The 23760-nt window shown below is 72.4% G+C and carries 16 protein-coding genes; 8 read left to right on the top strand and 8 right to left on the bottom strand.

The features are described 5' to 3' along the window. The 8 genes from FXF65_RS07075 to FXF65_RS07040 form a co-directional block, all read left to right on the top strand. Window positions 1-1672, top strand: a 1672-nt coding sequence (locus FXF65_RS07075) for an FAD-binding oxidoreductase (protein ID WP_342787282.1), incomplete at its 5' end; no start/stop codon positions are given. A gap of 349 nt (window positions 1673-2021) precedes the next feature. Beyond that, window positions 2022-3554, top strand: coding sequence for a cellulose binding domain-containing protein (locus FXF65_RS07070; RefSeq protein ID WP_246198391.1), 1533 nt, complete (start codon window positions 2022-2024; stop codon window positions 3552-3554). Between the two features lie 439 nt (window positions 3555-3993). Further along, window positions 3994-5574 carry a chitinase gene (locus tag FXF65_RS07065; RefSeq protein ID WP_222868409.1) on the top strand — a complete coding sequence of 527 codons (1581 nt, stop codon included), beginning with the start codon at window positions 3994-3996 and terminating at the stop codon, window positions 5572-5574. Window positions 5575-5585: 11 nt separating this feature from the next. Further along, entirely contained in the window at window positions 5586-7349 is a 1764-nt protein-coding gene (locus FXF65_RS07060) for a chitinase (protein WP_148348868.1), read from the top strand. A gap of 51 nt (window positions 7350-7400) precedes the next feature. Beyond that, window positions 7401-8264 (top strand): lytic polysaccharide monooxygenase auxiliary activity family 9 protein, encoded by an 864-nt coding sequence (locus tag FXF65_RS07055; RefSeq protein ID WP_148348867.1) that lies wholly within the window; start codon window positions 7401-7403, stop codon window positions 8262-8264. A gap of 10 nt (window positions 8265-8274) precedes the next feature. Next, window positions 8275-8961: a DUF305 domain-containing protein gene (locus FXF65_RS07050; protein ID WP_148348866.1), complete on the top strand. Its 687-nt coding sequence runs from the start codon at window positions 8275-8277 to the stop codon at window positions 8959-8961. A 30-nt stretch (window positions 8962-8991) separates the two neighbouring features. Then, window positions 8992-11538, top strand: coding sequence for a glycosyl hydrolase family 18 protein (locus FXF65_RS07045; protein ID WP_246198390.1), 2547 nt, complete (start codon window positions 8992-8994; stop codon window positions 11536-11538). Between the two features lie 153 nt (window positions 11539-11691). After that, window positions 11692-12939, top strand: a complete 1248-nt coding sequence (locus FXF65_RS07040; protein ID WP_222868408.1) for an acyltransferase family protein — start codon at window positions 11692-11694, stop codon at window positions 12937-12939. Window positions 12940-12971: 32 nt separating this feature from the next. Here the strand turns inward: FXF65_RS07040 and FXF65_RS07035 are convergent, their stop codons facing one another. Genes FXF65_RS07035 through FXF65_RS07005 form a run of 8 tightly spaced genes read right to left on the bottom strand, consistent with a single transcriptional unit; the run spans window position 12972 to window position 23758 of the window. Further along, on the bottom strand, window positions 12972-13664 hold the full coding sequence (locus FXF65_RS07035) for a vWA domain-containing protein (protein ID WP_148348864.1): 693 nt from the start codon (window positions 13662-13664) through the stop codon (window positions 12972-12974). Between the two features lie 38 nt (window positions 13665-13702). Beyond that, window positions 13703-14929, bottom strand: coding sequence for a hypothetical protein (locus tag FXF65_RS07030; RefSeq protein WP_148348863.1), 1227 nt, complete (start codon window positions 14927-14929; stop codon window positions 13703-13705). Continuing rightward, entirely contained in the window at window positions 14926-15825 is a 900-nt protein-coding gene (locus FXF65_RS43565; protein ID WP_187412153.1) for a protein phosphatase 2C domain-containing protein, read from the bottom strand. The genes FXF65_RS07030 and FXF65_RS43565 overlap by 4 nt, the downstream gene beginning before the upstream one ends. Further along, window positions 15813-17021 carry a hypothetical protein gene (locus FXF65_RS43560; protein ID WP_187412152.1) on the bottom strand — a complete coding sequence of 403 codons (1209 nt, stop codon included), beginning with the start codon at window positions 17019-17021 and terminating at the stop codon, window positions 15813-15815. Before FXF65_RS43560 ends, FXF65_RS43565 begins: the two co-directional genes overlap by 13 nt. Before the next feature lie 5 nt (window positions 17022-17026). Beyond that, window positions 17027-19222 (bottom strand): hypothetical protein, encoded by a 2196-nt coding sequence (locus FXF65_RS07020; protein ID WP_148348862.1) that lies wholly within the window; start codon window positions 19220-19222, stop codon window positions 17027-17029. Next, complete coding sequence (locus FXF65_RS07015; RefSeq protein WP_148348861.1) at window positions 19219-19959, bottom strand: nucleotidyl cyclase domain-containing protein; 741 nt, start codon at window positions 19957-19959, stop codon at window positions 19219-19221. Before FXF65_RS07015 ends, FXF65_RS07020 begins: the two co-directional genes overlap by 4 nt. Before the next feature lie 24 nt (window positions 19960-19983). Beyond that, window positions 19984-21732, bottom strand: a complete 1749-nt coding sequence (locus FXF65_RS07010) for a hypothetical protein (RefSeq protein WP_148348860.1) — start codon at window positions 21730-21732, stop codon at window positions 19984-19986. A gap of 1 nt (window position 21733) precedes the next feature. Then, complete coding sequence (locus FXF65_RS07005; protein ID WP_148348859.1) at window positions 21734-23758, bottom strand: hypothetical protein; 2025 nt, start codon at window positions 23756-23758, stop codon at window positions 21734-21736. Between the last annotated feature and the right edge of the window lie 2 nt (window positions 23759-23760).

The raw sequence follows: 23760 nt of genomic DNA, 5'->3' as shown, positions 1-23760 counted from the left end.
GGGAGCGGTGATGACGCGGTCGTGGTGGGGCTGGGGAAACGTCGAGGACGCCGTACGCGGCGCCGAACTGGACGCGCTGCTGACCCGCGCCCGTGCTCTCGCGCCCGGCGAACTGACCGACCACGAACCGCCGGACGTCGCCTCGCTCGGCATCCCGGCCGCCCGGCTCTCCCCGCCGTCGTCCCTGGCCGAGCTGTGCTCCGCCGATCCCGCCGACCGGGCCGCGCACGCGCACGGCAAGGCGTTCCGGGACGTGGCGCGCAACCTGCTCGGCGACCTCCCGCACGTGCCCGACCTGGTCGCGCGGCCACGGGACGAGCGCGACGTCGTCGACCTGCTCGACTGGTGCTCCCGCGACCGCGTCGCCGCGATCCCCTACGGCGGCGGCAGCTCGGTCGTCGGCGGGATCGAGCCGCGGTTCGAGGACGGCCGTCCCGCCGTCACCGTCGACCTGACGCGCCTCGACCGCGTCCTGGAGGTCGACCCGGTGAGCCGGGCCGCGCGCATCCAGGCGGGCGTGCTCGGCCCGCACCTTGAGGACCAACTCCGGCCGCACGGGCTGACGCTGCGCCATTTCCCGCAGTCGTTCGAGTTCTCCACGCTCGGCGGCTGGCTGGCGACCCGCGCGGGCGGCCATTTCGCCACCCTCTCCACGCACATCGACGACCTGGTCGAGTCGATGCGGGTGGTGACGCCGAGCGGGGTCGCCGAGTCGCGGCGGCTGCCGGGGTCGGGCGCGGGACCGTCCCCCGACCGGCTGTTCCTCGGCAGCGAGGGCGCGCTGGGGATCATCACCGAGGCGTGGATGCGGCTGCGGGAACGGCCGCGCCGGCGGGCGAAGGCGGCCGTCCGGTTCGCGGACTACGCGGCGGCGGTGGCGGCCACTCGCGCGGTCGCGCAGAGCGGGCTGCACCCGGCGAACTGCCGGCTGCTGGACGCCGCCGAAGCGCTGGTCAACGCGGGCGTCGCGGTGGACGGCGGCGTCCTCGTGCTCGCCTTCGAGTCCGCCGACCACCCGGTGCGCGCGTCCCTCGAACGGGCGCTGGAGCTGTGCCGCGACCACGGCGGCGAGACCCCTGACGAGCCCACCGACTCCGGTACCGACTCCGACACCGCCTCCGACACGTGGCGGTCGTCCTTCCTGCGCATGCCCTACCAGCGGGACGCGCTGGCCAGGCACGCGCTGGTCGTGGAGACGTTCGAGACGGCCTGCACCTGGGACGGCTTCGACCGGCTGCACCGCACGGTCACCGGGGCGGCCCGGGACGCGATCCGCGACGTCGCCGGACTGGGTGCCATGACCGCAGCGAAGCGAGGATCATGGCACCCGGCCCCCCGGGGGTCTGGGGGTCGCCCCCCAGCAAGCTACGGCGTCGTGACCTGTCGCTTCAGCCACGTCTACCCGGACGGCCCGGCCCCGTACTTCACCGTGTACGCGCCCGGACGCTGGGGCGCCATGGTCGCCCAGTGGGACGGGATCAAGACCGCCGTGTCCGAGGCGATCGCGGCGCACGGCGGGACGATCACCCACCACCACGCGGTCGGCCGCGACCACCGGCCCTGGTACGACCGGCAGCGGCCCGGCCCGTTCGGCGCCGCGCTGACCGCGGCCAAGGCCGTGCTCGACCCGGCGGGCGTCCTCAACCCGGGCGTTCTCGTCCCCGCGCCCTGACTCCCGGCCCGTCATTCTGAACGCCGTTCCACGGATCTGCCCAAGAAACCGGTCCCGCTTCGGCGAAAACTGCTGACATTCTCTCCGCCTGAGTGTGGTTCGGTCCATTAGCTGGGCTGGGATGCCGGGGCGCCCGCGCCCTTCTCGCCGGACGGGGTTGCCCGGCGGCGGATCGCCGATTACGGTTCACTCGATTAACAGGAAAGTTTCCTATCAGAAGGCCGCACGAAATGCCGCGTCCGCCCCCCGCCAGGCGATCGACGACCGGCGCGCGTTGAGCGCGCAAGACGAACCGACTCGGGGTTCGGGGGATTCCCGCTCATCCACACCCTCCTACCCGGGAGTGACATTGAGAAGAAAGCTCTTCCCAGGCTTCCTGTTCACCGCCCTCTCCGCCCTCGTCCTCGCCCTGCTGGTCCCGATCTCGGCCAACGCCGCGGGCACCGTGACGGCGTCGTTCGCCAAGGCCTCCGACTGGGGCTCCGGCTACGAGGGCAAGTACACGATCAAGAACGAGACCGGATCGTCCCTCGCGTCGTGGAAGGTGGAGTTCGACCTTCCGTCCGGCTCGTCGATCGGCTCCTACTGGGACGCGCTGCTCACCAAGAACGGGCAGCACGCCACCTTCGCCAACCGCGAGTACAACGCCGGCATCGCGCCCGGCGCCACCGTCACGTTCGGCTTCCTGGTCAGCGGCACCGGAGCGCCTGACAACTGCAAGCTGAACGGCGGGTCCTGCACCGGCGACGACACCACGCCCGGCGCTCCCTCCACGCCCGGCGAGCCGTCCGTGACCGCCAAGACGGACGGATCGCTGACCCTGTCGTGGTCGGCGTCGTCCGGTTCCGTGACCGGATACCGCGTCTACGAGGACACCGCCGTCCGCGCGACGGTGACCGGCACGACCGCCACCATCAGCGGGCTGGACAAGTGCTCCTCCCACACCTACACGATCAAGGCGTACAACGACGCCGGCGAGTCCGCGGCCGCCACGGTCAGCGGCACCACCTCCGGCTGCACCACGCCCGACGTCGGCAAGCACGCCGCGCCGTACCTGTACATGGGTTGGGGCAACCCCCCGGACCCGACCACGGTCATGAGCGCGTCCGGCGTCAAGTCGTTCACGATGGCGTTCATCCTCGCCCAGGGCGGCTGCAACCCGTCGTGGGACGGCCAGCGTCCGCTCAAGGGCGGCGCGGACGAGAACGCGATCAAGAAGATCCGCGCGGCCGGCGGTGACGCCATGCCGTCGATCGGCGGCTGGTCCGGCAACAAGCTCGGGCCGAACTGCTCCACCCCCGAGCTCCTCGCCGGCGCCTACCAGAAGGTGATCGACGCCTTCAACTTCAAGACCATCGACATCGACATCGAGAACACCGACGAGTTCGAGAACCCGACGGTGCAGGACCGCATCCTGAACGCGCTGAAGATCGTCGAGCAGAAGAACCCCGGCATCCAGACGATCCTGACCATGCCGACCCTGACCAGCGGCCCGAACGACGTGGGCAAGCGCCTCATCAACCAGGCCGCCAAACTGCAGGTCCCGGTGGACATCTTCTCGATCATGCCGTTCGACTTCAGCGGCGGCTCGGACATGTACGGCAACACCGTCAAGGCGTCCGAGGGTCTGAAGTCCGCGCTCGTGTCGGCGTTCAAGTACACCGACGCCGAGGCCTACACCCACATGGGCATCTCCGGCATGAACGGCGCGTCCGACCAGAACGAGATGACCACCACGGCCATCTGGACGCAGATCCGCGACTGGGCGAAGTCCAAGAACCTCTCCCGGCTCACGTTCTGGGCGGTCAACCGCGACCGTCCGGGCGACAGCGGCACCAGCCAGCAGCCGTGGGAGTTCAGCAAGATCACGGCAGGCTTCTGAGCCACTCCCCCCGCGCGGCCCGCGTCCCAGCTCCGGGGACGCGGGCCGCCCCCTTTCGGGCCCCCGCGGGCTCCGCACACCCCGGTCCCGGCGCCCTCACATGGCGCCGGGACCGTCCTGTAGGCGTCCCTACGCGGCGTCCGAACCGCCGTTTCAATGGCCCACGGGAGCGGTTTCACGACGACAACGACACCGAGACCCCATTGGCATCATCTGCCCATGAAATGGCTGCCATTTGGATACCAGTGCCGATTTTCGCCGGGGGCCGGGCTGGTTCGGCGCTCAAGCTGCACTGGTACCGGGCCCCGAACAGGCGTTTCGGCAAAGGGCTTGCCCAGGTCGCGGTCGGCGGTTACCTTGCTTCCAAAACTGATAGGAAACCTTCCTATCAAATAGCGTCAGTCTCGGGGTTCGGGGGAATCCGCCAGCTTCCCTACCGATGGAGGAGTCCTTGCGCCCCCGCTCTGTTCTCAGCGTCCTCATCGCCCTGATGATCGCCCTGATCCTGCCCGCCCCCGCGCACGCCGCGGCGGCGACCGCGACGTTCACGAAGCCGCAGGACTGGGGATCGGGCTGGGAGGGCCGCTTCACGCTCAGCAACCCCTCCGGCGCCGCCGTCAGCGGCTGGACGGTCGAGTTCGACCTCCCGGCGGGCACGACCGTCGGCTCCTACTGGGACGCCCTCCTCACCAAGGACGGGCAGCACAACGTCTTCAAGGACCGCGGGTACAACGCCGGGATCCCGGCCGGCGGAACGGTCACCTTCGGGTTCCTCGGGAACGGTCCCGGCAGCCCGCAGAACTGCAAGTTCAACGGCCAGCCCTGCGCGGGCGGCGACGACGGCGGCCCCGGCGGCGGCCTCGGCTCCCCGAGCGCCCCGTCCGTCACCGCGCGCACCGACACCTCGCTCACGCTGAGCTGGACGGCGGGCACCGGCACGCCGACCGGCTACCACGTCTACGAGGGCACCGCCCAGCGCGCCACCGTCAGCGGGACGTCCACGACGATCTCCGGCCTCGACAAGTGCTCCACGCACAGCTACACGGTCAGGGCGTACGACGACAAGGGCGAGTCGGCCGCGAGCACGGCCGTCACCGCGACGACCACCGGCTGCGCCACCGGCCCGCTTCCGAAGCACTTCCTCACCGGCTACTGGCACGACTTCGTCAACAGCGCCCGCGCGCTGAAGCTCTCCCAGGTGCCCGACCAGTACGACGTCGTCGCCGTCGCGTTCGGCGAGGCCACCAGCAACTTCGGCGAGGTCAGCTTCAAGGTCGACCCCGGACTGGCCAGCAAGGTCGGCGGCTACACCGACGACCAGTTCAAGGCGGACGTCAAGGCGCTGCAGGCCAAGGGCAAGAAGGTCATCCTGTCCGTCGGCGGTGAGAAGGGCGCCGTCTGGGTCGGCAACGCGAACGCCGCGGACCTGTTCACCAACTCCGTCTACAAGATCATGACGGAGTGGGGCTTCGACGGCGTCGACATCGACCTGGAGAACGGCCTCAGCCCGCAGTACATGGGGCAGGCCCTCCGGGCGCTGCGCGCCAAGGCCGGCAACAACCTGATCATCACGATGGCGCCGCAGACGGTCGACATGCAGTCCACCGGCGCGGCGTACTTCCAGCTCGCGCTGAACATCAAGGACATCCTGACCGTCGTCCACATGCAGTACTACAACTCAGGCACGATGCTCGGCTGCGACCAGGGCGTGTACTCGCAGGGAACAGTCAATTTCATGACGGCGCTGGCCTGCATCCAGCTTGAGAACGGGCTGCGTCCCGACCAGGTCGCTCTCGGCCTCCCGGCGGGCGCCGGGGCGGCGGGCGGCGGCGTCGTCTCCCCGTCCGTGGTGAACAACGCGCTGGACTGCCTCGCCAAGGGCACGAACTGCGGCTCCTTCAAGCCGTCCAAGACCTACCCGGACATCCGCGGCGCGATGACCTGGTCGATCAACTGGGACGTCAGCAACGGCGGCGGCTTCGCCGGGACCGTCGGTCCGCACCTGAAGACGCTTCCGTAGAGGGGCGGACCATGAGGAGGATATGGGCCCCGGCGGTGCTCGCCGCCGGGCTGCTCGTCGGGCTGCAGAGCCCGGCGCACGCGGACAACGTACTCACCAACGCGGGCTTCGAGAGCGGGACGCTGAGCCCGTGGACCTGCGACAACGGATCGGTGGTGGCCACCCCGGCGCACGCCGGGACGCACGCCCTCCAGGGCGGCGTCAGCGCGGGCAGCACCGGGCAGTGCACGCAGACGGTCGCGGTGAAGCCGAACACGGCGTACGCGCTGTCCGCCTGGGTGCGGGGCAGCTACGTGTACCTCGGCGTGACGGGCGGGTCGCAGACCTGGACCCCGTCCGCGTCCGACTACACCAAGCTGTCGGTGTCGTTCACGACGGGCGCGAACCAGACGTCCGCGGAGATATTCCTGCACGGCTGGTACGGCAACAGCGCGTACTACGCGGACGACGTCGTCCTCGACGGCCCCGGCGGCGACCCCCAGCCGGGCGTGCCGGGCGCGCCGGGCTCGCCGTCGGTGGGCGCGGTCACGGACACCTCGATCGCGCTGTCGTGGACGCCCGCGTCCGGGACGGTCACCGGCTACCGCGTCTATGAGGGCTCGGCCCTCAAGGCGACGCTCACCGGGACCGGCACCACCATCTCGGGCCTCACGGCGTGCAGCTCCCACAGCTACACGGTCGCGGCGTACAACGACGTCGGCGAGTCCGCGAAGTCCACCGCCGCGAGCGGCCGGACCAGCGGGTGCGTCGACACCGGCCTGCCCAAGCACGCGCTCATCGGCTACCTGCACTCCAGCTTCGCCAACGGCTCGGGCTACGTCCGGATGGCGGACGTCCCGGACGCGTGGGACATCATCGACCTCGCGTTCGGCGAGCCGACGTCCGTCACGTCCGGCGACATCCGGTTCACCCGCTGCCCGGTGACCGAGTGCAAGAACGTGGAGAGCGACGAGGAGTTCATCGCGGCGATCCGCGCGAAGCAGGCGCAGGGCAAGAAGGTGCTGATCTCGATCGGCGGTGAGAAGGGCCAGGTCCAGCTCACCACGACGGCGGCGCGGGACGCGTTCGTCCGGTCCGTCTCGGCGATCATCGACAAGTACGGGCTGGACGGTCTCGACGTCGACTTCGAGGGCCACTCGCTGTACCTCAACCCGGGCGACGCCGACTTCCGCAACCCCACCACCCCGGTCATCGTCAACCTGATCTCGGCGTTGAAGACGCTGAAGGCCAAGTACGGCCAGAAGTTCGTGCTGACGATGGCGCCCGAGACGTTCTTCGTCCAGGTCGGCTACCAGTTCTACGGCGGGACGAGCGGCGGCGACGGGCGGGGCGGCGCGTACCTCCCGGTGATCGACGCGATGCGCGACGACCTGACCGTGCTGCACGTCCAGGACTACAACTCCGGACCGGTCATGGGGCTCGACGGCCAGTACCACAACATGGGCGGCGCCGAGTTCCACATCGCGATGACCGACATGGTCAAGGCCGGGTTCCCGGTCGGGAACACCGGCAAGACGTTCCCCGGGCTGCGTCCGGACCAGATCGGCATCGGCCTCCCCGCGGCGGTCAGCGCCGGCAACGGGCACACCCCGCCCGCCCAGGCGCAGCAGGCCGTCAACTGCCTCGTGAAGGGGACGGGCTGCGGCTCGTACACCCTGCGCGGCGGGACGTCCCCGGGCTTCCGCGGCCTGATGACCTGGTCGATCAACTGGGACCGCTACTACTCCTGGGAGTTCATGAACAGCCACCGGCCGTTCCTGAACGGCCTTCCGTGATCCGCCACCCCTGAACCACCCCGGATCACCCACCCCACCGGAAGGGAAGAGATGAGATCGAGAACGAAGGCCGCCGCGGTCGCGGCGGTCGCCGTCCCGGCCGCGTCCGTCGCGGTCCTGGTCGGCTCAGCGACGGGCGCCAGCGCGCACGGCAGCATGTCCAACCCGCCGAGCCGCGTGTACGTCTGCAAGAACGAGGGGCCGGAGACCCCGAAGTCGGCCGCCTGCAAGGCGGCCGTCGCGGCGAACGGCACCCAGGCGTTCTACGACTGGAACGAGGTGTCGCTGATCGACGCGGGCGGCCGGCACCGCCAGCTCATCCCGGACGGCCAGCTCTGCAGCGCGGGCCGGGCGAAGTACCGCGGCCTCGACCTGCAGCGCGCCGACTGGCCCGCGACGAGCGTCAAGCCGGGACCGCTGACGATCACCTACCACGCGACCGCGCCGCACGCGGACGGCAACTTCGAGTTCTACGTCACCCGCGACGGGTGGGACCCGACACAGCCGCTGCGCTGGGCCGACCTCGTCCCGATCCAGACGTTCGCCCACCAGAACCCGACCACGTTCACCAACTGGACGATCAACCTTCCGCAGCGGACGGGACGGCACATCCTGTACTCGATCTGGCAGCGGATGGCCTACAGCAACGAGGCGTTCTACACCTGCTCCGACATCGACTTCGGCGGCGGCACCACCACCCCGCCGACCGACCCGCCGACGGACCCGCCCACCGATCCTCCGACCGACCCCCCGACCGACCCTCCGACGGACCACGGCACGTGGGCCGCGGGCACGTCCTATGCCGCGGGCGACAAGGTGACCTACAACGGCTCGACGTACCAGTGCGTCCAGCCGCACACCGCGATCGCCGGCTGGGAGCCCTCGACCACCGCCGCGCTCTGGCGGAAGGTCTGAGCGCGACATCATGAGGCGCATCGGCGATGAGGCCGCCGCGACGAGCGGCACGCCCGCGAAAGGCGAGGACCGTTCACGGCTGAAGCGCGCCGTTCCCAAGTACGGCGCGCTCGCGATCCTCGCCGCCTGCGCCGTCCTGGTGTTCGCGCAATGCGGAGCCGCCGGCGGTTCGCCGTCCGGCGGCTCCACCCCCGCGGCCCAGGGCGGCCGCGGGTTCAACCCCAGCGACGTCATGTTCCTGCAGATGATGCTTCCCCATCAGGAACAGGGCGTGAAGCTGGTCCGGCTCGCGAAGGGGCACGCCGTCACGCCCGAGGTCAGGACGCTGGCCGCGGCCATCGAGACGACGGAGGTGGCCGAAGCGAGGCAGATGCAGAAGCGGCTGCGCGACTGGCGGCGCCCGCTGCGGGCGGCGTCCGGCGAGCACGCCGCGCACGGCGGCCTGCCGGAGACGACCGACGCCGAGTTGGAGGCCCTGGCGCGGATTCCGGCGGACCGCTTCGAACGCGAGTTCCTCAACCTGCTGATCGGCCATCAGGACGACGCGGTCCAGATGGCACGCCTGGAGACGGGCCAGGGCGAGGACTCGTGGACGCGCCAGTTGGCGCGGCGCGTCGACCGGTCCCGGTCGGCGCAGATCAAACAGATGTTGAAGATTCTCGACCCCCAACCCCCGGAAGACTCCCACCGGAAGTAGGTGTTCGGCATGCGCCGAATGATCGGAATCTTGACCACCTTCGTCGTAGTAGCCGCGCTCGCCGTCGCCCCGGCGAACGCGGCGGACAGGCTCACGGCGGCGTTCAGCCTGTCCGGGACGACAGGGAAGTACGTGGTCACCAACCCCGGCTCGGGTTCGGTCAGCGGTTGGTCGCTGACCTTCAACCTGCCCGCGGGCGTGACGGCGAGCAACCCGCAGAACGCCACCATTTCGCAGAGCGGCACGAAGGTGACGCTCCGCCCGCTGTTCTATATCGACACCGTCAAGGGCGGCGGCAGCACCGAGCCGTACAGCCCGACCTTCACGTTGAGCTCCGCGACGGCGCAGCCGACGAACTGTCTGCTGAACGGCGCGAACTGCGACGGCTCGGGTGACCCGCCGCGGGTCGCGCAGGGCGTCACGGCGACCTATTCGCTCGACGGCACCAGGGCCAAGTTCATCGTCGCGAACAACTCGTCCGCGACGATCACCAACTGGTCGGTCGTCTTCGACCTGCCGTCCGGCGTGACCGCGTCCAGTGCCGACAACGGCTCGATCGCCCAGAGCGGGACGACGGTCACGCTCTCCCCCGCCTACTTCAACGCGACGATCGGCGCGGGACGGACGACCGAGCCGTACAGCCCGACGTTCACGGTGTCGAGGTCGGGCGCCGAGCCGACGACCTGCCGGGTCAACGACGTCAACTGCGACGGCTCCGCCGACGCGCCGCCGGCCGCCCCCGGCAACCTGACGTCCCCGGTGAAGACCACGAAGACCGTCTCGCTGAAGTGGGACGCGGCGAAGGCCGGCAGCCTGCCGATCACCGCCTACGAGGTCTACAACGGCACGGCGCTCGCGACGACGGTGCCGGACACCAACGCCACCGTCACGGGCCTCACCCCGAACACCGACTACACGTTCACGGTGAAGTCGCGCGACCGCAAGGGCAACCTGTCGGCCGCCAGCTCCCCGATCACCGTGAAGACGAACAACCCGGCGGACGACACGACCCCGCCGTCCACTCCGGGCGGGCTGAAGAGCACCGGCAAGGACTCCGGCAGCGTCAAGCTCTCGTGGAGCGCCTCGACCGACAACTCGGGCGTGGCGAACTACGACGTGCTGGTGGACGGCAAGGTCGCGACGACCGTGACCGAGACCTCCGCGACGGTGGCGGGCCTGTCCCCGTCCACCGAGTACTCGTTCACCGTCAAGGCCCGCGACAAGTACGACAACGTGTCCGCGGCCAGCGACGCCATCAAGGTGAAGACGGACGACGTCGTCGGCAACGGCTACGCCAAGGTCGGCTACTTCGTCCAGTGGGGCATCTACGGCCGCCAGTACTTCGTGAAGAACCTCGTCGACACCGGCGCCGCGGCTCGCCTCACCCACATCAACTACGCGTTCGCCAACATCGACCCGACCAACCTGACGTGCCTCCAGGGCGTCACCAAGGGCACCACGTCCAACCCGCAGGACCCGAGCCAGGGTGACGGCGCGGGCGACGCAGAGGCCGACTACGGGCGCCCGTTCAGCGCCGGGCAGTCGGTGGACGGCGTCGCCGACTCCGGCTACGAGAAGCTCCAGGGCAACTACAACCAGTTGAAGAAGCTCAAGGCCAAGTACCCCAACCTGAAGGTGCTCATCTCCATCGGCGGCTGGACGTACTCCAAGTACTTCTCCGACGTCGCCAAGACCGACGCCTCCCGGCAGAAGTTCGTCAAGTCCTGCCTCGACGTCTACATCAAGGGCAACCTGCCTGTTTACACCGGCAAGGGCGGTCCGGGGACGGCGGCCGGGATCTTCGACGGCATCGACCTCGACTGGGAGTGGCCGGGCGCCGAGGGGCACCCGGGCAACCACGTCAGCCCTGACGACAAGCACAACAACACCCTGCTGATCGCCGAGTTCCGCAAGCAGCTCGACGAGATGAGCAAGGAGACCGGCAAGCGCTACCAGCTCACCGCGTTCACCCCCGCCGACCCGGCGAAGATCGAGTCGGGCTGGGAGCTCGCCGAGGTCGCGAAGTCCATGGACATCTTCAACATCCAGGGCTACGACTTCCACGGCTCCGGCAGCGACAACTCGTGGGAGCCCAACCGCACGGGCCACGCGGGCAACCTGTACACCGACGTCGACGACCCGTACTCGTTCCACTTCAGCGTCGAGAACGCGGTGAAGCCGTACCTGGACGCGGGCGTCAACCCGCGCAAGCTGACCATCGGGCTGGCCTACTACGGCCGGGGTTGGCAGAACGTCAAGGACGGCGGCAAGGGCGGCGAATGGCAGGACGCGAAGGGCGCGGCCCCCGGCCAGTTCCAGGAGGAGGCCGGCACCCGCGGCTACAGCAACCTGCTCGCCAGCGTGCCGAACTGCAAGATCGTCCACGACGAGCAAGCGGTGGCGACGTCCTGCTACACCGGCGACAACGGTCAGTGGTGGACGTTCGACGACGCCTGGTCGATCCAGAAGAAGGTCGCCTGGCTCAAGAGCAAGGGCCTGCTGGGCGCGATGATCTGGGAGATGTCCGGTGACCCGGGCGTCCTGACGAAGACCCTGGCGGACTCGCTGGGCAGCTAGTCCCGTAAGACTCAGGGCCGGTGCCGCCTGCGCCAGCACGGCACCGGCCCTGACCCATTTCCCCTCCCGTCAGGCCGGTCGTCTCATGACTCAGACGCCCCACCGGAGTGCGTCTACTCTGTCGGAATGGTTCCCGCTTCGGGTGTTTCCCCCGTGACGTCCAGGCTTGGGTGGCTCGACGCGCTGCGCGGAGGGGCCGCGCTCACGGTGGCCCTGCACCACGCCAGCTACGTGTACCTGCCGGACACCCGGATCCTGCTGAAGGAGTGGTACGACCCGGGGATGGCGGCCGTCCTGGTGTTCTTCTTGGTCAGCGGCTACATCGTCCCCGCGTCGCTGGAACGGCGGGGAAGCGTCCGGGAATTCTGGATCGGACGCTTCTTCCGCATCTACCCGCTGCTCGCCGTGACCTGCCTCCTCGCGGTGCTCCCGTTCCTGCTCGGCGTCCTCGGGCTGCGCGCCGGGCTGGAGGACTACTCCCCCGCCACCGCCGTCCTCGCGCACCTCACGATGCTCCAGGACGTGCTCAACGTCCCCAACGTGATGAACGTGCTGTGGACGCTCTCCTACGAGATGGCCTTCTACCTCCTCATCGTCGCGCTGTTCGTCGTCGGCGGGCACCGGCGGTCGGCGCCCGCGGCGGCCGTCCTCACGGTGCTCGCGGTCGGCGCCGGCGCGCTGACCGCGACCGGCGTGCTGACCGGCGCCTACGCCCCGGCCGCGCTGCTGTCGCGCACCGCCGGGACGGGCCCGATCGTCGCCGTGACGGCCGTCGCGCTGCTCGTGGCGATCGCCGCCGCCGTGTCCGGACGGCGCGCCCCGCGCACCGCGGGCGGGCTCCTCGGCGGGCTGCTCGCCACCCTCCTGGTGACCGCGAACGGGCGCATCGACGCCTGGGAGAGCGTCCTCATGCTGGCGGTCATGTTCACCGGGACGGTCGTGCACCGCGCCGAGTACGGGCAGATCACCCGGCGCGCGGGCGCGGCGACGGCGGCGGTCGTCCTCGCGGGCGCGGTCGGCACCGGGACGTGGCAGGCCGCACCCTACGGATGGAAGGCCCAGGTCTCCTGGAACGCCACGATCCTGTCGGCGGCGCTGGCGTTCGCGGTGGCGTGGCGGTGGCGGGGCCGGCGGTTCCCCGGCTGGGCGACCTGGCTCGGCACCGTCAGCTTCTCCGTCTACCTGCTGCACCCGCTGCTGCTGATGGTGGCCGCGCAGTTCCTCGGCGCGTCCGGCCGGGAGGACGCGCTCGGGCTCGTGTTCTTCGTCCTCGCGCTGCTCATGCTGAGCTGGGCGACGCAGCGCTGGATCGAGGCGCCCGCGCAGCGCCTCGGCCGCCGCCTCGCCCGCCGCCCGGCGAGCCGGGACGCGGGCGTCCAGCCGCAGATGCTCCCGTCCTGACGGTCCCCTCCTTACGGTCCCCCTCCTGACGGTCACTGCTCCACGTAGTCCTCGGACAGCACCCGGTACCCCGCGACCTCGGTGGGCAGCCGCAGCTCCCGGGCCTGGACCGAGGCGACCATGCTGCTCAGCATCCCGTTCATGGCCTCCGGCAGCGCGCCGGTGCCGTCGCCGAGCGCCGGGTCCGCCATGTAGGTCTGGACGGTCGACATCCGCCGCAGGATCGATTCGACGGCGTCGCCGAAGCCGAAGCTGATGACCCGGGGATGCCGCTCCCATTCGCGGTCGACCAGGGCGCGGTGCGGCTCCTCCCACGCGGACGGCGGACGGTCGGTCGGCGCGCCGTCGGTCAGCAGGAACACCACCGGGCGGACGACCCGGTAGCCCTGGTCCTGGAGCAGCGGGACGTCGATGTCGATCCGGTCGCGGAGCAGCTCGAACAGCGGCCCGAAGCGCGTGCCGCCATGGCAGCGCAGCACCGGCATCTGCTTCATCCTCGTCAGCTCCGTCATCCTGACGACCACGGTCGGCGCCGTCGAGAACGTGACGATGGACAGGTGCACGAACTCCGCGACCCGCGGGTTCAGGTACAGCTCCTTGACGATCTTGGCGAGGGTCTCGTTCAGCAGGTCCTCGTGCTTCTGCATCGACTTGGAGATGTCCAGGGCGATGTAGGTCGGCATGCCCTTGCCGCGGCCGGACGCCGATTCGCTGGAGGTGGTCATGTCGTGTCCTCTTTCGTAGGGGCGGCCCTCCCGGCCCGTCAGGGCAGCAGCGCCGAGACGACCCCGCCCAGCAGGAGCAGGACGAGCGCGCCGAGACAGCAGATGATCAAGAAGGGGACGAGCCGCTCGGCCCCGGTCCGGGCGGACGCGGCACGGTGCTCCTCGAACGGGTCGTACTCGACCCGGGGCGGCGCGGGCTTGCGCGACCGCGCCGGTGCGGGCTTGCGCGCGGGCGTCGAGACGACCGCCGGAGCGGTCGTGAGAGGCGCGGTCGCGGGCGGCGGCGCGGTCGCGGGCGGTGCGGATTCGGGCTCGACGGGCACGGGGCCCGGCGCCCGGGGTTCCGCTGGACGCACGTCCGGCGGCTTCGCCGGACGGGACGGCGGACGTGGGTCCAGTGCGGTCTCCAGCAGCTCCAGCAGCTCGCCGGAACTCGGCCGCAGCTCCGGCGGGTCGTCGAGGGAGCAGCGCAGCGCCTCCCCGAACGGGCCCGCGCGCAGCGGCGCGTCCAGCGTGTCCAGGGCCGGGTGCGCGTCCTCGCCGCGGACGCCGGTCAGCACCCGCAGCACCGCCACCGCGACCTTGTACCGGTCGGTGCGGACGGTGAGACGTTCCCCCTGCGGCACCGCCGGGTCGTTCCACGAGTTGCACTCGACCCAAGGGCGGGACGACAGGCCGCAGCTGTCCATGTCGATGAGGAAGACCCGGCCCGCGCCGCGCTCCCAGAACAGGTTCGCGTACGACCAGTCCCCGTAGACGACGTCGTGCCGTTCCAGCAGCGCGCCGACGCGCAGGACGCTCCGCGCCACGCTCCGCCGTTCCCGCGCGCCGGGCACGGCCAGGTCGCGGACCTTGTAGAACTCGTCGTCGGTCTGGACGAGCTGGTCCAGGTTCAGCGGGACGGACTCCGGCGGCCCGAACGGCGTCTGCACCGCGGTGAAGAACTCCGCGGGCGCCTTCGCGACGACGACCCCGACCGTCGCGCCGTCCGACACGACGCGGCTCACCGGCCAGCACGTCGCCGCGTCCACCACGGCCAGGTCGGCGGGCGTCATCGCGGCGGGCAGCGCGACCAGGCCGTCCAGGACGTCGGACGGCTCCTCGGGAAAGCCCGGCTTGTAGCGCTTGACGAGCCAGCCGGGATGGTCCGCGCTCTCGTACACGCCGGTCGACTGGCCGTTCTCCCCCGCGATCCGCGCGCCCGCCGCGGCCACCTCCGCCAGCTCCGTGACCGGCTCGAACGGCCGGTCCGACCAGGCCCTCACCGGTCGCACCAGATCACGACGGCGGTGCGGTCGTCGAGCAGGCCCCGGGCGTCGTAGCCGACGTCGGCGACGAACGACGCGATGTGCGGCGGGTCGGCCCAGCGCCCGGCGAACCAGGGGGCGGCGCCGTCGGCGAAGCCGTCCCCGATCCCGTCCGTGGCGAGCGCCAGCACCGCGCCCCTCTCCAGGGTGAGCTGCGCGGTCCGCACCCGGTCGGGGTGGAAGGGGAGGAACTCCGTCAGGACGTCGCCGTCCAGCCCGCGCTTGTCGTCGCCGATGAGCCGCCTCCAGCCGGTGTCCGCGCGCACCCAGGCGCCGACGTCGGCGAGCCAGGCCGCCCAGACGAGGCGGCGGCCGTCCGCGGCCGGCTCGACCGGGACGACCGCGGCGAGCGCGGCCGCCCGCACGTCGTTCTCGGTGACCTGCTGCTGCGCGGCCATCCCGGACATCTGCCGGGCGGCGTCGAGGAACAGGGCGGGGGCGTCCAGCGCCGCGCCGCGCGCGAGGTCGGCGCGCAGCCGCCCGATCAGCGCGGTGACCGCGACGTTCGCGCCGAGGTGCGAGCGGCTGCTGTCGGACATCCCGTCGGCGACCGCGACCAGCAGGTGCCGCCGGGCCTGGTCGCGGCCGAGCCGGTAGGCGTCCTGCCGGTGCTGGGCGGGCTCGGCGCACCGGTGCGCGGGCCCGACCAGCGAGGCCGCCCGGACGGTCAGCGCCCCGACCCGGACCGCGTCGGCGGCGATGCCGGAGATCGCGGGCTCATCCGGCAGCCGCCACGGCTCGCCGGCCTGCCGGGCGCCCGCGCCGAGCGGGCGCGGGAAGTCCCACACCGGCTCCGGCGGCCCGGCGGCTGCCGGAGCGGTCGGGGCTGCCCGGCGGCGGTTCAGGATTCCCACGGCATCGGCTTCCACTCGTAGACGCCGTCCTCCGCGCGCTGCCGCAGCTCCTCCGGCATGACGTCCTCTTCGTCGTCGGCGAGCGAACCCGCGATGGCCGGGGGCGGCGCGGGCGCCGCCCCCGTGGCGGGCGCGGGCGCCGGGAGCTGGGCGGTGCCGAACATGTCGGTCCGGCCGTCCGGCTGGAACACCCCCGCGATGGGATCGAGGAGCCGGCGCAGCATCTCGTTGATCTCGGCGGGCTGCATGATGTTCTGCTCGACGGCCTTGTTGAACAGCTCGATGACCCGCTCTTCCTTGATCTCCTCGTGCTTGCGCATGTCGATGATCAGGTCCCCGACCCGGTTGCGGTCCTGCGCCAGGTACAGCAGGAACAGGTCGGAGCTGCTGCGCATGGACGTGCGGAGCGCGCCGACCTCCTCCTCGCTGAGCTGCCGCTCGACGCGGGCGTCGTCGATCCGCTCCAGCTTGGCGCGGCTGCGCTCGTCCGGGTCGGCGGTGGCGTAGCAGCCGTGGACGGTGATGCCCTCCGGGTACTCCCGGAACCCGGCGGCCAGCTTGTCTCCGAGCGCGGTCTCCAGCTCGGAGATCTGGTCGATCCGGTAGCCGTGGCCGACCGACCGCACGGCGGCGAGCAGCCGGGACCGGACGAGCCTGGCGCCGTCCACCAGACCGCGCCGGACCACCCGGACCGGGTCGGTCACCGACCACTCGGCCTCCAGCGTCACGATGAACCGGGCCGTGTCCGTCCGGCTCGGGATCGTGGCCGTGAACGTGTCCGTGCGCAGGCCGACGTCGACCTCGAAACGCCACTCGTAGCGGGGCGCGCCCAACTGGCCGAGCCAGCCGCGCGGTGTCGCGCTGTGCTGGACCGCCTGGCCGTCGCGGTCGGAGAACACGAAGGCGCGGCCGGGCATCGCGGCGGCGGGCGGCACGCCCCGGGCGGGCCTCCGGTCGACGATGAGCGGCCCGGACGGAACCGGGTCGGCCTCGGACGGCCGCCACGCCTGGGCGGCCTGGCCGTGCTGCCAGGCCGCCTGCGCCTGCTGGGCCGCCTGCGCTGCTTGGGCGGCCTGTGCGGCCTGTGCGGCTTGGGCGGCTTGGGCGGCTTGGGCGGCCTGGATGCGGCGGCGCTCGTCCGGGTCGTCGCCGGATTCGCGGGCGCGGCCGTCGTCGGGCCTCTCGTTCTCGTCCACCTGGGTCACCTTCCGTTGAGGGCGGTCAGTACATCGGCGGAGCTCTTCGGGGCGTCCTCGGCCCAGCCGCGGGCCGCGTACCGCAGGCGTCCCGCCGTCACCCCGTCCGTCGCGACGGCCCGCGTGAGGCGCGCGAGCGAGCGCCGGACGACCGGCACGTCGTCGGCCGTGCACGCCCATTCGCGCAGCAGGTCTTGGGCGTGCTCCTGGACGATCGAGTCGTTGAGCACCTCCCGCCAGAGCGCGGCGACGTCCCGCATGCGGGCGTCGTCCATCGCGGCGATGTGCAGCAGCCCCGGCCAGTCGAAGTCGTCGCCCGGCAGTCGCCGCACGAGCTGCCTGGCGGCCGTCAGGAAGGCCAGCCGTCCGGTGAAGCGGCGGTCCTCGTCCCGGTCCGACGTCCACTCCAGCAGCCGCGCGGGCGTGCCCTCGCGGTCCCACTCGGTCTCCCACAGCTCGGTCACCGACACGCATACCGCCGCCGTGACAAGGACGGACTCGTCGCCGGTGTAGTCCTCCAGCCAGTCCAGCGCGGCGGCGGCGCCGCCGTCGGCGTACTCCACCCGCCAGGCGCGGGCGGCGGTCCCGCGCAGCCGCGGCGTCTCGGCGGGCTCGGCCCAGCTCCGCAGCAGCTCCCGGACGGGCTCGCGCAGCGCGGGCCGCTGCGTCACCGTGGCGTGCAGCGCGGTGGCGGCGACGGTCCGGAGCCGGGGGTCCTCGGAGAACGCCATCGGCTCGATCACGAGCGCGCGGACGAGGTCGAACGCGCGGGCGGCGAGGAAGCCGGTGGCGACGGCGGTCCGCGTCCGGACGCTCTCCAGCGGATGCTCGGAGCACCAGCGCAGCCACCCCAGCAGCCGGGGGCGCTGCTCGTCGAACTCCCGCCAGAAATAGCCGAGCACCTTGCCCTGCGCGTACGGGTCGAGATAGCGGATCGCCTCGGACGGCGCGGTCGCCCCGAACCTCAGCCTGACCTTGGACGGGGCCGTCTCCGCGCCGAGCCTGCTCAGCCATTTCCGCCTGGTCGGCGTGAGCGGCGCGTCGAGCCTGCGGAGGGATTCGGCGTGCGGGTCGCCCGTCTCCAGCTCGTTCTTCAGCTGCATCGCGGCGAGGGCGACCGTCTCGTAGGGCTCGCCGCTCAGCACGGCGGTGGCGACCGCCATGCATTGCAGGGACAGCGTCTCCAGGCTCTCGAACCACTGCGTGCGCAGCTCGTCGTCGCGCAGCCGCAGCGCCTGCTCGGCGGTGCGGGCGAGCGGGAGCGCCTGCCGGTGCGCGTTGAGCAGCTCCACCGCGACGGCCCGCGCGTGCCGGGGCGGGCCGTCCTGGCCGAGCTGGGCGTCGAGGAGGGCGGCCACGTCCGGCTCGTCGAGGACCACACCGGCCCGGCCGTCGCCCAGTTCGAGGGCGAGCAGGCCGCGCGCGATCTCCCGGCGGTCCTGGACGCGGCCGAGCCGCAGCACCAGCTCGACGGCGCGGTCGTCGGTGAGCGGCCGGGCCGCGTCGACGGTGATCACCAGCCGGGCCTTCGCGTCCTCCAGCAGTCCGGAGATCTTGTCGAGCGCGAACCCGGTGAGCGCGTCCGGGCGGGCCGGGTCGCGGTAGACGTAGCCGGCGCCCTCGGTCAGGTCGTCGGCCGTCAGCTCGTCCAGCCGGACGGACGGGTCAACCCCGAACAGCCTCCGGTCGTCGCCCGCGAGCAGCAGGCACAGCAGGCGGCGCGCCGCCGCGTACCGGCCGCTGTCCTGATCGGCCTGGAGGATCACGATCCGGCGCTCGCGGGTCAGCCGGAGCAGCTCGTCGAAGTCCTCGGGGGCGACGAAGGCGCGCTCGATCTCCTCGACGTCCCGGCGGCGCAGCGGCGCGATCCTGGTGCGCCTGCCGTCCGGCCCGCCGTAGTAGTGGTTGTGCTGGTCGCGGCCGATGGCCGTGCCGCCGGGGGCGTAGCCGGACAGCGCGTCCCGCTCGGTGCCGATCCGGTCCTGGATCGTGCCGCGCTGGCCCCGCTCGTTGAGGACGTGCGCGCGGGACGGCTCGTCCTTCTCCTTCTCCTTGTCCTTCGGTTCCTCGGCCTTCGGCTCCCCGGCCTTCGGTTCCTCGTCCTTGGCCTTGGCTTTGGGCTCTTCGGGCTTGGGGAGCTTCGCCTTGGGGTCCTTGGCTTTGGGCTCCTTGGCCTCGGCGGGCGCGGGCTGCTCGTTCACGGCCGGCCTCCGTAGTAGTTGTTCTGGTCGCGGCCGATGTAGGTGTTTCCTCGGCTGAAGTCCACCGAGGGACTGTCAGGCCGCGAAGGCCGCCTCGGAGGGGACTTCGGCTCCTGCTTCTGCTCCCGCTCGGTGCCGCCCGCCAGGCCGTCGGGGAAGTCGACGGTGTGCGGGTCGGGGCCGCCGGGGAACCAGATCCAGCCGTCCCCGTCGGCGCCGAGGTCGGGCAGCCGCACATGGCGCAGGTCGGCCGGGTCGAGGGACGTCATGCCCGCCTCGACCGAGCTGCGGTACACGAACGCGGACATGACGACGCCGAGGTCGGCGCCCGCCGCGTCCAGCGCGTCCCGCAGCGAGTCCGCTCCGCACAGCCGCGTCACGACCACGGGCGCGGTCCCGCTGTACCCGATGGCCGCCTCGGCGACGGGGCCGTGGTGGATCGCGAGCAGCATCCGGACCCGCGCCGCCGCGCTCACCAGCCGGTTGCGGGCGCGCAGCGCGGCGTTCAGCTCGCGGACGAACCGCCCCGCGAGGCTCTCGACGGCGACGTCCGGCGGCAGCACCATCAGCATCCCGTCGCCGCGGCCCGCCTCGCCCCACCGCTGCGGGTCCAGCCCGGCCCGGCCCGCCGCGTCGCGCAGGCAGCCGGCCAGGTTCTGCTGGAGCACGTCCTGCGCGTTCTGCGGCGCGGACCCGTAGCCCTTCAGGTCCGCGGCCATGACGGTGCGATAGCTCATGTGCCGTCCTCGTGATCGGGGGCGTCAGGCCAGTGCCAGTAAGCCGACGATCACCAGGAGCACCGGCGCCAGCCAGGCGAGCGCGCCGACGGCCACGGGCCATTTCGTGCCGGGCCAGCGCAGCAGGGTGACCAGGGCGGCGGGGGCGCCGGACCTGTTCCGGGGGACGTCGTGCCGCAGGCAGTGGCCGGCCAGCCAGTCGGCGCGGTCCGGTTCCAGCCGCGCCGCCAGCACGGCCAGCGCGTCGGCGAGCACGGGGGGCGGGCCGCCGACGTGCCACGACCTCAGCTGCGCCTCCAGCCGCTCGTCGTGGCCGGCCGCCGCGAAGATCGGCTGGAGCAGGTCGGCCATCCGCTCGGGCCCGGCGGCGAGGGGCCGCAGTTCGTCGGCGAACCAGCCGCGCCGCCCCAGGGTCTCCAGGACCTCGGAGACCTCGGCCGCGTCCAGCCGGGCGCCCGCCGCGGTGCGCGCCGCGATCCAGTTGACCGTCCGCAGGACGCCCTGCCGGTCCCGGGTCTGCGCCAGGCGCTGGTAGAGGTGGGACAGGAACTTGTCGCCGGGCCGCGGGGCGGGCGGCCGCCGCTGCTGCGCCGGTTCCGGCGGCGCGGCGGGAGGCGGGCCGGACGCGCGGGCCCCGGCCATCGCCGGGACGGCCTCGCCGACCGGCGCGGTGGCCGGCACGGCGGCCGGGACGTGCTCGGCGGGCGGCCGCCGCACGGCCCGCTCGCGGGTGTTCCCCGCGGGCTGGACGGGTTGCCGGGAGAGGGGGTGCGGCGGGGACAGGGCCGCGGCGATCGCGTGGCTGCACGCGACCGCCTCGATCTTGTCCGCCAGCGTCCGCTGGCCGCGCACCGCGTTCGCGACGAGCTGGAGGCACTGGTCGCCGTCCGCCGCGTAGATCTCGGCGAGCCGGTTCGCGGCCGCCTCCAGCGGGCTCTGCCCCCGGAGCGGCTGGGCGAGGTGGACGACCCTCGGCCCGTCCCCGATCGGCGGCCCGTCCGGCCCGCGTTCGCGGAACGCGAGCCAGATGTCGTCCCGCCCGTCGCTGGAACTCTGCGGCGCCTCGCAGGTGGAGAACGTGGGCCGCCAGTCGTGGAGGGCGTGGCCGAGCTCGCCTCGCAGCAGCGGCTGGAGCAGCAGCCGCGAGGCCCACAGCAGGCCGAGGGCCCGGCTCCGCCACATCGACTGGCGGATGTCGTCCGGAGGCAGCACCACCGTCACCGGGCGGTCGGGGTCGGCGAGCACGGCGGCGAGCACGGGCGCGAGGACGCCGGTGTACTCCCGCGCCTGTAGCTCGATCTTCTCCCCGGGACGGACGCCCCCATCGATCCCGGGCCAGGACAGCCGTTGCAGCGCTCCGGGGCGCGCCTGGCCCGGCAGCGGGTCGAACAGCGCGTCCGGGTCGGACACCATGATCCTCATCGCCCGCTCCGCCGTCAGTACCGTCTCCGGGGCGATCAGCGCGCGGGCCACCAGGTCCAGCCGGCCCGCCCCGGCGCCGTGCCGGGCGTTCCGCTCGAAGAGGGGCAGCGCGCGCGGGTCGCGGCTGCGCAGCAGGAGCGCCGCCGTCCCGTCCTGGTAGGTGAGGTACACGGCGCTGGACCGGGCCTGCGCCGCCACCGCGCCGCCGCGTCCAGAGACGCCCGCGTACTGCTTCAGCAGGCTGTTCCAGCGGTCGAACTGCGCGCCGTACGGGAACGAATGGGCGATCCCGGTCAGGTCGTCCTGGGGGTGCCAGCGGAACTCGATCTGGTCGATGGGTACCTCAGTCATCTCAGATTCCTATGTCCTTGGCCTCGGCGGACGTCAGCAGCCCGGTCATCGCCATGAGCGCGACCAGGGGCCGCAGGACGCGCTGGGGGCGGACCCCCCGTTCGACCGCGTCGGTGCCGGTCGCGGAGGCGACGTGCAGGGTCGCCCGGTCGCATTCCAGATAGGGGCGCGTCCACGCCTCCGCGTCCCGCTGGCGCATGTAGCCGAACACGTCGGCGCTCTCGTCCAGCACCTCGGCGGCGTCCAGGACGGCGGAGTCGCGGGTGAGCCAGTGCGCGATCGGATCGTCGAACTTGAACAGGTCGGCCTTGTTCAGGACGATCGCGGCGCTCACCCGGGACAGCCGTCCGGAGGCCCGGAGCAGGCTGAGCACCGTGTTGAAGGACGGGTCGCCGAGGCTGCCCGGCCCGAACCGGGTCGGGTCCGCGACGAAGACCAGCCCGTCGGCGATGTCGAGGAAGCGCTTGGCGTCGCCGACGTTGCTCAGCTCGCTGCCCGCCACGTCGAACAGCGCCACCGCCCGCTGCCTGCCGCCGCCGGAGATGACGAACGCGTCCGCGAAGGCGACCTCGCCCTCGCGGGTCGGCGTCAGCCACGTCGACTCGGTGAACAGCGGGCGGACCATGTCGCGCAGGAACGCCTGGTGCCGGTCGAGGTCCACCGGCTGCGCGGTGATGCCGTAGCCGCCGAGCTCGCCGCGTTCGATCGCGGCGACCATCGCGGCGACGAGATGCGTCTTCCCGGACGTGGTGCCGCCGATGAAGCCGTACACGGCCGGTGAGCCGTACTGCCCGTACCCGGCGGGCAGGTAGTGGGCGGTCATCGTGTCGCCCGGGTTGGGGCAGCGCACGGACGCCGTCCGCGTCATGCGGGCGCGCTGCTCCCGGTTCGCGTCCTTCGGGACGACCAGTTCGGTGTACTGGTTGAGCCCCCGGTCGTAGGTGTAGAGCGGGAGCCCTCCCCAGTCGAGGCGGCCGAGGCAGATGGGGCAGGAGACCTGCTCGCCCTTCCCGGTCGTCGACGAGGGCGCGGACGCGCGGAACGTCCCGGCGGCGGCCACCCGCGCCGGACCCCGGCCCCGGGGCGGGGCGGGTGCGGACTCCGCGGGCGCCGGTGTGCGCGCGGCGGGTGCGGGTGTGCGCGCGGCGGACGCGGGGGCGGGCGCGGCGGACGGCGGGGCGTCCGCGATCAGCCGGTCGACGCGGGCGGCCATGGTGTCCAGCTCGTTCAGCCCGGCGCTGCTCCGCAGGTCGCGCAGCGCGTTGGTGCCGCCGGTCACGTACTGGCGGACGAGCGCGAGCGCCGCCGCGCGGGTGGACGGCTCGGCGCCCGGCGGCGGCACGCCCCGCCGGAACCGCAGGAACATTCCGGGCGGGTCGGCGGACCAGAGCCGCTCGTCGTTCGTCTCGAACGCGACGCGCCAGTCGTCCCAGTCGCGCAGGCCGGAGCCGAGCACGGTGCAGATGTCGTCGACCGCCCACAGCAGCGCCATGGTGTCGTCGGTGACCGGCGCCTCGATCGTGCCGGGGCCCGCGAGCACGCGGGACATCAGCGTGACGAGCGGGTGCCGCAGCGCCGGCGTCCGCGCCGCGTCGCTGAGGCCGGACCGGTAGGCGATCAGCGAGGTCGGGTTGACCATCGGGGCCCGGCCGGGCAGGTGGGCGGGCGCCCACGTCCAGTCGCGCAGCTCCAGCGCCAGCCGGGGCGTGAGCACCCCGGCGGAGCCGAACAGCAGGTGCGCGGAGGCGGTGCGGGCGTCGCCCGGCTGGACGCGCCTGATCAGCACCGCCTCGCCCGCGGCGGCCGTCCCGGCGGGGAACGCCGTGTAGAAGAAGCTGGGCTCGGCGACGCCGCGGTCGCCGAGCCGCAGCCACGGCTCCACGAGGTCGTGCCAGCGGCGCAGCTCGGCCGTGGACGACGGGTCGAGCGAGCTCGCCACCGGGCAGAGCCCGGGGTCGCGGAGGTCGCCGAGGCGGCCGGTCGTCCCCCACCGGTAGAGGGTCTGGTGCAGCAGCGATGTGGTCACCG

This window comes from Actinomadura syzygii, assembly GCF_008085905.1.
In the GTDB taxonomy this organism is placed as follows: Bacteria; Actinomycetota; Actinomycetes; order Streptosporangiales; family Streptosporangiaceae; genus Spirillospora; species Spirillospora syzygii.
The sequence above is the reverse complement of the archived record's forward strand: the minus strand, read 5'-3'. Positions and strand labels throughout refer to the sequence as shown.

Coding starts and splice junctions, on each gene's coding strand:
- FXF65_RS07050 (WP_148348866.1), top strand. CDS start 8,275: ATGAGGCGCATCGGCGATGAGGCCGCCGCGACGAGCGGCACGCCCGCG.
- FXF65_RS07065 (WP_222868409.1), top strand. CDS start 3,994: ATGGAGGAGTCCTTGCGCCCCCGCTCTGTTCTCAGCGTCCTCATCGCC.
- FXF65_RS07055 (WP_148348867.1), top strand. CDS start 7,401: ATGAGATCGAGAACGAAGGCCGCCGCGGTCGCGGCGGTCGCCGTCCCG.
- FXF65_RS07015 (WP_148348861.1), bottom strand. CDS start 19,959: ATGAGCTATCGCACCGTCATGGCCGCGGACCTGAAGGGCTACGGGTCC.
- FXF65_RS07060 (WP_148348868.1), top strand. CDS start 5,586: ATGAGGAGGATATGGGCCCCGGCGGTGCTCGCCGCCGGGCTGCTCGTC.
- FXF65_RS07035 (WP_148348864.1), bottom strand. CDS start 13,664: ATGACCACCTCCAGCGAATCGGCGTCCGGCCGCGGCAAGGGCATGCCG.
- FXF65_RS07010 (WP_148348860.1), bottom strand. CDS start 21,732: ATGACTGAGGTACCCATCGACCAGATCGAGTTCCGCTGGCACCCCCAG.